We start from the raw sequence: 11,851 nt of genomic DNA on the forward strand, positions 1-11,851 counted from the left end.
ACCTAAATTTGCCCCCTTTTTGCTATACGGAGAAATTAAATGTCAATTAGTGCAAGTTTAGTCATGCAGTTACGTGAGCGTACCGGGGCTGGCATGATGGAATGTAAAAAGTTTCTAATAGCAACCAACGGTGATATAGAGGCTGCAATCATTGAAATGCGTAAAGCAGGTCAGGCAAAAGCAGATAAAAAAGCAGATCGTGTTGCTGCTGAGGGCGTAATCGTCATTGCACGTTCTATCGATGGACGTAGTGCGGTGATGCTTGAAATTAATAGTGAAACAGATTTTGTTGCTCGAGATGAGAACTTTACTAACTTCGCTAATACAGTTGCAGAAACTGCACTAAACAGTTCGGCTACTACAATTGAGGCGTTGTCGGTCACTACTCTTTCTTCTGGAAGCACTGTAGAACAAGCACGTCAAGAATTAGTAGCGAAAATTGGTGAAAACATTAAACTAAGACGTCTAGAGCGCATGCATTGTGATACTGGAGTAATTGGTTGTTACTTACATGGTTCACGAATTGGTGTTATGGTTGCACTTAAAACTGGTGATGAAGAGCTTGCTAAAGACATCGCAATGCATATTGCAGCAAGTAAACCAATTGTAGTAAGCAAAGATCAAGTATCTGCAGAAGCAATTGAAAATGAGCGTGAAATTTTTACTGCTCAGGCAAAAGAAAGTGGCAAACCGCAAGAAATTATCGATAAAATGATTGAAGGTCGAATCAATAAATTTATTGATGAAGTGAGCTTGTTAGGCCAACCCTTTGTTAAAAATCCTGATATCAAAGTAGGGCAGCTTTTAAAAGAAAAGAGCACTGAAGTTCTGTCTTTTATTCGTTATGAAGTTGGTGAAGGCATAGAGAAAAAAGAAGATAACTTTGTTGAAGAAGTGATGGCTCAGGTTCGTACATGATGAATGAAAGTCACCCTTTAAAATATAAACGTATTTTATTAAAATATAGTGGCGAAGCCCTTATGGGAAAGTCACAATTTGGTATTGATCCCTCGGTCTTAGATACATTAGCTAGGGATATCGCCGAATTAATCAAGATGGGCGTTGAGGTTGGGCTCGTTTTAGGTGGTGGTAATTTATTTCGTGGTAAAGCACTTTCTCAAGCTGGAGTGGGTCGTGTAACTGGTGATCATATGGGGATGCTGGCTACAGTCATGAATGCTTTGGCGGTACGAGATGCTTTAGAACGCATTGATATGCCTGCACGTATTATGTCAGCTATTCCTATGCTTGGTGTAGTTGATCCTTATCATCGACGTAAAGCAATCACACATTTGCGAGCGGGGCAGGTTGTAATTTTTGCAGCAGGAACGGGGAATCCGTTTTTCACTACCGATACGGCCGCTTGTTTAAGAGCTATTGAAATAGGCGCTGATGTAGTTTTAAAAGCAACTAAAGTAGATGGTGTTTATTCGGAAGATCCCTTTAAGAATCCTAATGCCAAACGTTATGATTATTTAACTTATATTGAAGTATTAACTCAAGGTTTGGAAGTGATGGACTCAACTGCAATATGTCTTTGTCAAGATCAGGGTATGCCTTTGCAAGTTTTTGATATGACAGCCCCTAATGCATTGAGAAGAATTGTATCTGGAGAACGCGTAGGAACTATAGTCGGAGCTAATCATGATTAATGAGATTAAGCAAGATTCAGAAAAGCGAATGAAAAAGACCATTGAAGCATTACAGACGGATTTAACCAAAATTCGCACCGGAAGAGCGAATGTTGGCTTACTGGATCATGTGCAAGTGGATTATTATGGAACTATGACCCCTTTAAATCAAGTTGCGAATGTTTCTGCCAGTGATTCACGAACCATTTTAGTGACTCCTTGGGAGAAATCTCTAGTACCCGCCATAGAAAAAGCGATCTTGAATTCTGATTTGGGTTTAAATCCTGCTACAGCAGGCACTGCTATTCGTGTTCCTATGCCTCCATTAACTGAGGAACGCAGAAAGGAGTTAATCAAAGTCGTTCGTAATGAAGGCGAGCAGGGAAAAGTTTCCATTCGTAATATTAGAAGGGATGCAAATAATCAATTAAAAGATTTGGTTAAAGATAAAACTATTTCTGAAGATGATGAGCGTAGAGCAACTGAAGTCATTCAAAAGCTGACTGATAAATATATCCAAGAAATAGATTCATTATTGGCCGAAAAAGAAAAAGATTTAATGGAAATTTAAGTCAAATTAATGTCTGAGGCAAAATAGCCTCGGGCAAAAATCATCCTTTTGTAATTTTTATTCTTCAAAGTAATAAATAGTCATTAAGTTTTCCAGCTTATTTATAAAGCCAAATAGGAGAATTTGTTGAAGATTTTCATTAGATTTAAGCACCATACAAATAATTTTGAGGTTTCCCATGCGATACAAGGTTGTTTTTTTTGGTAAACATAGAAGTGGTAAAACCCAGCTTAATCGTCGAATCGCTCTAAAAAATGGTTTTGAATTTGACGAAAAATCATCTTCCACTGTAGGTGCTGATTTTTTAACTCGAGGAATTGATTCCGATAATATTGCAACCTTATGGGATACAGCAGGGGCTGTACGATACCAGGCGTTAAGTCAGGTATTTTATCTTGGAGCTGCAGTAGGGGTATTTTGTATTGATCTGACTGAAGAAATTAATGAGCAGGAAATTATTAAAAGTATTCAAGAGTTTCGTCAATATGTCCCAAAGTCTCCTATTGTTTGCGTTGGAACGAAATCGGATTTGCCTAAGGCAGACCCGAGTAAACTGGACATACTTAAATCAAAAGATTTATTTGTTCACTTCATTACTACTTCAGCAAAACAAGGAGATAATGTTGATGAACTTTTTTCAATAATTACTAAACTTTGCAAAGACAAACAAAATTCTCTTTGGAGCGAAGCGAAAGCTAGACTTATGGAAAGTTTAAAAGAACTGCCAAAAGAAAAAAAGCAATTAATTGAGAAGGAGTTGACTAAGCTATCAGATATCTTATTAGTGAAAGCTGATAATCTCAGCGTTACTCCTTTGCAAAAGGCTAATGCAATTGAGGACTTTACAACGAATTGTAAAACTATTTTGGATGAGCAACATCCTAATGTTCTTAATGCAGTACTTTCGGTTGGCGCAGCAGCAATTGTACTCACTGTAACAGCCTTAATTGGTTTTGCAATTGGGGTTGCATGTAGCTGGTGGACAGGTCCAGGTGCATTTTTTGCCGGACTTCTAAGTGCCCATGCCGCTGCAGTTGCTGTTGCTTCAACAAGTACGGGATTAGGCATCGTAGCTGGTGGTCTCACAGCGTATGGTTTATTTAAATCTTCCAAAGAAATGAATGCTCTTAATGAATTCGCTGCAGAAGTATCATCTTTGAATCCAGGAATTATTTTGTAGTCTAGTCATCAGGGGTTAAATGGATTTTTCTCCTCTTCGCTATCCCCTTCATCCCACTCAAAAATATCCTTTTCACCCGACTTTTTCGGATCCTCTTTTTTACTATTTAAGCACAATGCCCTTGCTTTCAAACAAAACCCCTCATCATCTGAAAACTCAACTTCATCATCAAACTCTTCCGAAGAGAGAGGGGGAATTTGTGAGAACTCTGTATTATTTAAAAATTTTAGTATTTCTGGATCATTAAGTTCTAATTTCTCACTGAGAGATTTTACATTTTGATACATATTTCCTGCGGCCGAATCTAGCATAGGCATCTCCGAAAGACTACTGGCTTTTGCAATGATAACAAGGTTACCTAAATCATGAACAAGCTTTTTAATAATGCACTTGTTCATTTCGGCATGACTATTTAATGGAGCTGTGTTAAGTTCCCCTAATTTGTTTTTAAAGACTCTTTCTAAATCTTCTAATTCCGTTACCTTAATTTTTGGCATGTCATTCTCCATCGATAGTTGTAACTTGTCGAATACACCAAGACATCCAAGTTTCTGAAATCGATTTGATGTTCATATCGTGCTATATATGATCAGTATAGACTATATATTAATCAGAATGAGCTTAATTAGGACGAGTGGAGTTGCCAGTGGATATAACACTCAATCTGTTTGGGTGGTTGTTGGTAGGTAATAAAAGTTGTACTACAAATAGAAGAATATTTTACTTTTATTTTTTACGTTATTCATAACACAGACAGAAGAATTCAAGGTAGGTCGATGATTTTAAAAACACTTTTATTTTTCGTCTAAAGAACTCATATTAGAAGGGTGTTACAAAAATCAATATTTGATTTGGAAACCTTAACCACCCCCTCTAATATTTTAGGATTTGAAAAAGATCGCACAATCTATTTTTGCTGGTTGATATTTAATATCTTTATTTTTTGCTAAAATATGTTGTCAACCGCTGCCAAATACCTTGTTTATAATCCCCTACATAACCCCAGGAATCAACCCAAATAATTCGCTTAAATGCTCCTGTTTCCTTTATTTTATTCATGAATAGTTCTTTGCTTTTACTTTTTGCGGCAAGAATAATTATGTTCGCACTGTTTCTTATAGGAATAACCAAGGTATGGTTAAATTGATTTTTTACTAATTGAAAAATTGGATATTGCTCTTTTATATTGGCTAAATTGATAGCCAAAAATCCATCTTCAGTTACTATCCTATCGCATAAAATAAAAAAATGAGCATTAGCACATTCCGGTGGAAAATGATTCGCGTTATAGAGATCAACAATTAGATGAGTGAAATTCGTCTCACATTTTTGTACATAATCCATTGCATTTTCATGGATAATTGTTAAATTTTTTAAGTGGTCTATTATAAAAAAACGTTTGGCTATTTCAATGACCTCTTCGCTATTGTCTACAGCAACTAAAGGAGAATCATTTAGCATTAATGCAATTCCTGCACCACCTAATCCTAACATACAAATAGTTCCTGGATATTGACGGGCCATTAATGTGAGTGCAGGAAGATAGTATAAAACAGGTTTATGGGGCTTATGACGGTTAATAACAGTCTGTAGTGCTTTACTACCCAAGGTTAACCAACGATAACACGCATTTTGATATACTTTGTAACCTGAGGGCGAAGTATAGATGCATGTTCCTAACTTTGTTTTCCACATTTTAGTGTGTCATCTCCAATTGGAAGGGATAAATTGATCCAAGCTTTAAAATTTGAGTTAACTCATCTAAAGCAGAAAAACTTTCTTCAATTAACTGAGGATCAGCCAAGTCTTTTGCAGCGAGCTCAGTGCGGTAGTGCTTTAATATCCACTTTTCTAAAGTACTTAGCAGTTCATCATCTATTAATACGCCTTGATGCATAGCCCTCAATTCTTCGTCATTTAAAGGGATACGTAATCTCAAGCATGCAGGACCACCGCCATTACGCATACTTTGTTTCAGGTCAAGGAAGTAAACCGAGTTAATTAGATTTGATTCATCAGAAAGTATTCGCTCAATACACGTATGAACACGAGGGTTATTTTGACACTCGACAGGAGCAACGAGGATCATAGAATTTTGACTCGTTAAACTGATAACTTGTGAATTAAAAAGATAAGTTTCAACTGCATCAACTACACTAAGCTCTTTTTGTGAAATCTGAATAATATTTAAAGAAAAAGGGGCTTTTTCGCTTAACTCTTTAAGAACAGTGCTTTGTTGGTGAAAGGCGTGTTCATGAACTAAAAAAACTGATTCATTACCCACAGATATCACATCATTATGAAAAACCCCTTGATCAATAGCAAGTGGGTTTTGGCAAGCAAAGACAACTTGATTTTCCGATAATCGATGTTGACGAACTATTCCTTCAGATGCTTCTAGAGTCTGTCTCGCCGGATACTTGATCGGTCCAAAATTAGTTTGATTTGTTCCTAGTGCTTTTTTTCCATAAACAAAAAGATGAACTCCAGGCTGGTTATGTCTTTGACAGAAACGATTATGATTTGCAGCGCCTTCATCTCCTGTAATAATTGACCGAGGCAAAATAGGGTGATGATGAAAATAAGCTGGATTTGCGAATATAAATTCCAGTATTCTTTTTGAAAAGTCAGCTTCATGGTGTCGGTGCAAATTACTTACAAGATTTGCGGCAGTAAAGTGTACTTTATGATCTTGAGTATCAGTGCTTGGGGAAACTGTAGCAGCATTGGCTGACCACATACTGGATGCTGAATAGCAGGCACCAAGAAGTTCTGGAGCTGTTTTAAAAGCTTTATTAATTTGCTCTTTAGGTGTGCCACAAAAACCTAGTTGATGAAGTAATTTAAGGTTAGGGCGTTGGTGGGGTGGAAGTAACCCCTGTTTTAGCCCCATTTTATGAAGCAAGCTCATTTTTTCTAATCCTTGCAAGGCAGCCGCTTGGGGGTTAGAAATTGCTAACGCATTATAGGAAGATGCAATATTACCAGGTGCAAGTCCTGCATAATTATGAGTAGGGCCAATTAGGCCATCCATGTTTAATTCATAAACGTTCATTTTATATATTTTGCCCTCATATGTGTGGGCGTTATAAGTCACATCCAGTGAGAGGCGCCCTATTTTATTCTTCAGTCATAACCTCAATAATTACTTTAATACAATACCTGGCAAAATTTGTTCAGGTATCGTTAAAAAAGGGTTCTCCATACTAGCTACTGGATAGGCGCAATAATCCGCAGCGAAATAAGCGCTCGGCCTATGATTTCCACTTAATCCGACTCCACCAAAAGGAAGGTTACTGGCTGCACCTGTAGTAGGTCTATTCCAGTTAATTAATCCAGCACGAACATGTTGATAAAATTGACGATAATGTTGCTCATTATTACTTAGTAAACCAGCAACCAAACCATAGCGAGTTTGGTTGGCCAGATTGATTGCTTGCTCAAAGTGAGTGTAACGATATATTTGTACTAAAGGTGCAAAAATTTCCTCATCAGGAGGATTTTCAACGTGTGTCATCTCTATAACACCTGGTGACAGCAAGCCTGTATGATCAGCAAGTGAGTTCATGGATAATAAGGAAACGCCGCCCAATTCAACCAGTTTTTTTTGACTATGAATATGCTTATGGGCTTGTAAATGGCTTATAACTGGTCCCATGAATGGTTCTGGTTTTTGATCAAAAGGGGCGACCCTGATTGATGAACATGTTTGGATGAAACGATTTAAGAATTCATCACCCTGCTGTGAATCAGGAATAATGACACGTCGTGCACACGTACAGCGTTGACCTGAAGTAATCAAAGTAGACAGTAGGGTATGATAAACCGCCGCGTTAAGATCAGTAACTTCATCAATGACTAAAGGATTATTTCCTCCCATTTCAAGAGCTAAAATTACTTCAGGTCTATTACTAAAATGTTGGTGAATGCGCAAGCCAGTCGCATAGCTTCCTGTGAAATATACACCCTGAATGTCTTGTGTCAGTAAGGCCGTCCCACATGTGGCATCGCCTTGCAAACAATTAATTACTCCAGAGGGTATTCCACTCTCATGCCAACACTGCATGACCAATTCCGCCACTGCAGGCGCATGTTCACTTGGTTTATAAAGAACTGTGTTTCCTGCCAGCAGAGCAGGAACTATATGTCCATTGCTTAAATGAGCCGGAAAATTAAATGCACCAAGAACGACTATAACACCTTGAGGTTTAAAGCGAAGACAGGTATTTGCTTCAGTAGCCTGGGTTATTTTAGTCCAAGTTCTTTCATGATAAGCTTTAATTGATAAATTAATTTTCCCTATAACTGCATTGACTTCCGTATGTGCTTCCCATAAAGGTTTGCCTGTTTCTAAAGCAATTAAATGCGCCAATTGGTCACGATTCTTTTCAATTTGCTGGGCAAATCTTTGGGTATAATTTGCACGTTGCTCAAAATCAAGAGAGGACCAAGAGAAAAATGCTTGTCGCGTTGCATGGTATGCAGCAGAAACTTCCTGTTCTGTGGCATTTGTACCCCGCCAAAGTAACGTGCCATAACCTGGATTTATGGATTCTAGAGTAGTCCCATTTCCTTTTAGCCATTCGCCATTAATATATTGTCCTTTACCATGAATTACAGGTGACTTAGTCATTCAACTCTCCTTCATCAAGTTGTAAAGGAGCAACACGCAGTTGATCTCCACATGTGACTTGCAAAAGATTGGCTGTATTTTTACTGATAATACAGGTACATTTTTCCTTATTAACTAAAGCACTATTAATAGTTGCTCGAAAATCCAATTGAGTATTAGCTAATAAGTAATTAGTACTGCTTACTTCATCGCTAATATTTTTAATCGTTACAACGTGACTTAATTCTATGGTTTTAATTTCTAATCGGGGGACTTCAAGTGTAGGACCAGCATCAAAAATATCAATATACTTATTATAACGAAATCCTTCTTTTAATAAAATGTGCATGGCTGCTTGTGTAGAAGGATGAGGTTGGCCAATTGCTGCTTGGGCTTGAGGGGACAGTAATTTAATGTATATAGGGTTACGAGGCATTAGGTCTGCTATAAACTGTTTGTCAGTTGCCAGGGTCAGTCGATCAGCTTCTGCGAAAGACATATGAAAAAAATGACTCCCTACATTTTCCCAAAAAGGTGATGTACCATTTTCATCTGAGATTCCGCGCATTTCAGCAATTAATGTTGACGCAAAGCGCTTAGGATGCTGGGCGATAAAAAGGAAACGGGCTTTAGAAAGTAATAAACCATTTTTATGTTTTCTATACTTAGGCTCTAAAAAAAGAGTACAGATTTCACTTCGTCCCTGATTATCATTTACAAGACTTAAAACCTCATAATCACTACGAATATTTAATGAACGACAAATTCGGGTACGTTTGGAGATTTTGTAAGAATAAAAAGGGGTCTCATGCCCAGTACATGACTCAATTCCTGAAACACCTATTATTTTTTTATTCTTGGGATTTTCTAAGACAAATAAATAATATTCATTATTGGCTTTCTCCACATTTTTATGAAATGAGTCAGTGGACCAATGGAGACGTTTTGCTAATATTTTTTTATCTTTAGAAAGCGTTGTTATTCCTACGCCACTTTCTTCAGCCAAATGATGAATAGCATCTAAATCTGTATTGCGAGCACTACGAAATAACATCATTTTTTAGATCCTCTAGGCCGCCTTGGGCTAGGTCAAGCAAAAGTAGGGTACTGAGTGATGCACGTTCAGACAAACTATCAAGTAATATATATTCCTCGGCACTATGAATATTACCACCCCTGACTCCAAGTGTGTCTATAACTGGTAAACCATGTTGGGCCAAATTATTTCCATCGCAGCAGCCGCCACTATCTTTCCAATCTATTGATAAACCAAGCTCTTGTCCCAAATGTTGAATACGATGAAATAGACGCTCTGTGCCTAAACACACACGCTTTACTGGCCTGCCAAAAATACCATGGACATTCAATGAGTAGTCCTGGCGTCTTAATTGGCAAATGATTTTATCGAGTTCTTTCCGCACCCAAAATTCATCTTCAGGCAGACTAATTCGGATATCAAGCTGTGCTACTGCTCTGTCTGGAACTACGTTGAGCGCTTCACCGCCTGCAATTTTTCCCACATTAATTGTAACTCCATCACGTTTCCCATTAAGGACATGTACAGCACATACAGCTTCAGCCAAGTAGGAAATTGCATTTCGTCCCTCTGAAAAATCTCGTCCTGCATGAGCTGCTTTTCCTGTAGCAATAAGCGTCAATTTGCCACTTCCTCTGCGGTTTTTAGCTAAAGTACCGCTTGGTGTCATTGCAGGCTCATAAACCAAAGCTGCTTGATAATTAGCTGCCAATTCATCGAAAAGTATGCTGGATGCAGGTGAACCAATTTCTTCATCGGCATTAATTAAAACATCCCAACCCAGTTCAGCTGCAAATTCACTTTCCTCAAAAACAGATAAGGCTTGCAACATCACTATAAGTCCGCCTTTCATGTCAGTAACGCCAGGTCCATTAATACAATTATCATTAACGTACTTTAATTTTTGAAACGGATTATCTGCAGCATAAACAGTGTCCATATGCCCGCAAAGTAAAACTCGTCGTTTTATGTGAGGTCGTTTTCTAATGAATAGAGCATCTCCGCAGTTTTGCACTATTGTATTACCGGACATATCAATAACAGATAAAGGATTTAGTTTTTTTCTCTGAATCGTGTCAGCTATCGGCTTATAGACGGTTTGCAATAGATTAGTAATTTGTGCTAACCCTGCTAAATTGTTTGTTCCAGAATTAATCTCACACAACTGGTGAAGTTGCTTCACCATTGTTTTCTGATTGTTTTTTATTATATTTATCAGTTTATTGTATGGTTTAATCACGGCTGGCTATGGACTTATAACTAAAAATACAGAATAGCTGAAATTAAGGTACTTCACAATGCATAATCTAAGTGGTACTAAGAAGAAAATAGATTGGAATTTATACTAAGATAGCAAATCTTATCCTCCGAGTGTTTAAACTCGGAGAATGAAAAAATCTATTATTAAGGTATTGGTGTACTTTGTTTGGGTGTTGAATTATTTAATGGCCATATTTGAGGAAGGGCCATTATACCGAATTTACTAAGCAATCCTTCTTGTTTTACCGAATCCTCGCTTTTAGTTGGATGTAACTCTGGATGGACACTGATATCAACGCGTCGATCAAGACTTTGCAAACGTTGAAGCTGTTTTTCCTGGAGTTCTAATAGTTTATTAAATCGTTCTGTACTGGCTTTTAATTCAGAGTTAACATCCGAAAGGTCAGACTCTGCTTTACTAATACGCTCTGCTACTTGGTCAAAACTGGTTGTTTTATCCATTAAAAAAGCATCTAATTTCTCATGAAAAGCGTGTCGTTGATTGGAGTCGCTTATAGACGCGCTAGTGAGAACTTTTACCGTGCTTTCCAAAGTGCTGGCGATGTGTTTCGCTTTCTCCACTTCAGCTCCCATAGATTTTCTAACTTCTGCTAACTCAGTGGTTTTTTGGGACAATAACAATAAGCTTCTCGAATGTAATTCTCGAACTTTTTCAAGTTCTTTTTGATTGGCGTTAAATTGCACACTCTGTTTTTCCAGATCAAGCTTAAATGATGAGGCAATTTTTTCAAGATTTTCTTTATTTTTTCGAAGTAATTTTTCAGTTTCAATATAAACTTCTACCTGGGCACTCAAGGTTTCAACTTCCTCATTAAGCCGTGTAATATTTCTAGCGAGCTTTTCATTTTCTTCTTTAAACTTATCTATTTCAGCAGCTAATTTTTTACGAATCGAGTCTAATGCTCCAATAGTCAGCTCAAGGATTTCTGCAACCCCAAAAATTCCTTCTTTTAATTTTTGAGCAATGTTTTTGGTATGGTAATGATGATCATCCAGAACAATACCACTTGTAGTATATGCTAAAACGCTTACGCCACTAATCGTTACCAGAAACCCAATATGAGCTGCAGCTCCTATGATGAGAGTTGGTCCTGATATGGCAACACCACCTATGATTCTTTGCCAAAGAGGCAACTCACCCCAGAAAGCTGCAGCACGTGAGATGAGACTTGGATTATCTTGTAAACTATCAACTATGGCGCCTAAACTTTTCTTGACTTGTGACAAATGCTCTTGAGTTAATGCAATGCTTTGCAAACTATCAAGATCAGTTTCGGATGAGTTTGGATCTAATAATAATTGTTTTGCTGCATCAGAAAAATTCATCTGTGATAAAGCTTTTTCCACAATCACTCTATTTGTAGTAGGAGGATTTGCTTCATTCTTTATAATTACATCAAGTTCTTGTTCATTAGTAGACATGACACCTGCTCCTTGTGTGTAAGAATCTCCCTGTAAATTCTATTTTTAACCACAAAACCATCAATAAGCAAGTAAAAAATTTGTTCCTATGGAGTTATTTAAAATCCCATTACAGCAT

11 protein-coding genes are annotated in these 11,851 nt (G+C 37.5%); 4 read left to right on the forward strand and 7 right to left on the reverse strand.

The features are described 5' to 3' along the window. The first annotated feature begins 39 nt into the window (after positions 1-39). The 4 genes from tsf to Ltuc_RS05420 all read left to right on the forward strand — a co-directional run bounded on the left by tsf (position 40) and on the right by Ltuc_RS05420 (position 3,382). Positions 40-918, forward strand: a complete 879-nt coding sequence (tsf, locus tag Ltuc_RS05405) for a translation elongation factor Ts (protein ID WP_058520281.1) — start codon at positions 40-42, stop codon at positions 916-918. Further along, on the forward strand, positions 915-1,652 hold the full coding sequence (pyrH, locus tag Ltuc_RS05410) for a UMP kinase (protein ID WP_058520282.1): 738 nt from the start codon (positions 915-917) through the stop codon (positions 1,650-1,652). Before tsf ends, pyrH begins: the two co-directional genes overlap by 4 nt. Next, positions 1,645-2,202: a ribosome recycling factor gene (frr, locus tag Ltuc_RS05415; protein WP_058520283.1), complete on the forward strand. Its 558-nt coding sequence runs from the start codon at positions 1,645-1,647 to the stop codon at positions 2,200-2,202. The genes pyrH and frr overlap by 8 nt, the downstream gene beginning before the upstream one ends. Before the next feature lie 178 nt (positions 2,203-2,380). After that, positions 2,381-3,382, forward strand: a complete 1,002-nt coding sequence (locus Ltuc_RS05420) for a Rab family GTPase (protein WP_058520284.1) — start codon at positions 2,381-2,383, stop codon at positions 3,380-3,382. Between the two features lie 8 nt (positions 3,383-3,390). Here Ltuc_RS05420 and Ltuc_RS05425 read toward each other — a convergent pair whose 3' ends face one another. From Ltuc_RS05425 to Ltuc_RS05455, 7 genes are all read right to left on the reverse strand, one after another. Further along, a complete protein-coding gene (locus tag Ltuc_RS05425) occupies positions 3,391-3,879 on the reverse strand; it encodes a hypothetical protein (protein WP_058520285.1) in 489 nt (162 codons plus the stop codon). Positions 3,880-4,318: 439 nt separating this feature from the next. After that, the gene (locus Ltuc_RS05430) at positions 4,319-5,077 is read right to left on the reverse strand and encodes a spermidine synthase (protein ID WP_058520286.1); all 759 of its coding nucleotides are present in this window, start codon (positions 5,075-5,077) and stop codon (positions 4,319-4,321) included. A 1-nt stretch (position 5,078) separates the two neighbouring features. Further along, positions 5,079-6,437 (reverse strand): N-succinylarginine dihydrolase, encoded by a 1,359-nt coding sequence (gene astB / locus Ltuc_RS05435; RefSeq protein WP_058520287.1) that lies wholly within the window; start codon positions 6,435-6,437, stop codon positions 5,079-5,081. Between the two features lie 90 nt (positions 6,438-6,527). After that, complete coding sequence (gene astD / locus Ltuc_RS05440; protein WP_058520288.1) at positions 6,528-8,015, reverse strand: succinylglutamate-semialdehyde dehydrogenase; 1,488 nt, start codon at positions 8,013-8,015, stop codon at positions 6,528-6,530. Next, positions 8,008-9,051 carry an arginine N-succinyltransferase gene (locus Ltuc_RS05445; RefSeq protein ID WP_058520289.1) on the reverse strand — a complete coding sequence of 348 codons (1,044 nt, stop codon included), beginning with the start codon at positions 9,049-9,051 and terminating at the stop codon, positions 8,008-8,010. The genes astD and Ltuc_RS05445 overlap by 8 nt, the downstream gene beginning before the upstream one ends. Further along, positions 9,035-10,270, reverse strand: a complete 1,236-nt coding sequence (locus tag Ltuc_RS05450) for a hydrolase (protein ID WP_083498044.1) — start codon at positions 10,268-10,270, stop codon at positions 9,035-9,037. The genes Ltuc_RS05445 and Ltuc_RS05450 overlap by 17 nt, the downstream gene beginning before the upstream one ends. 164 nt (positions 10,271-10,434) lie before the next feature. Then, positions 10,435-11,733 carry a LegC2/C7 family Dot/Icm T4SS effector gene (locus Ltuc_RS05455; RefSeq protein ID WP_058520291.1) on the reverse strand — a complete coding sequence of 433 codons (1,299 nt, stop codon included), beginning with the start codon at positions 11,731-11,733 and terminating at the stop codon, positions 10,435-10,437. Between the last annotated feature and the right edge of the window lie 118 nt (positions 11,734-11,851).

Origin of the sequence: Legionella tucsonensis (genome assembly GCF_001468035.1) — a bacterium.
GTDB classification, from domain to species: domain Bacteria; phylum Pseudomonadota; class Gammaproteobacteria; order Legionellales; family Legionellaceae; genus Legionella; species Legionella tucsonensis.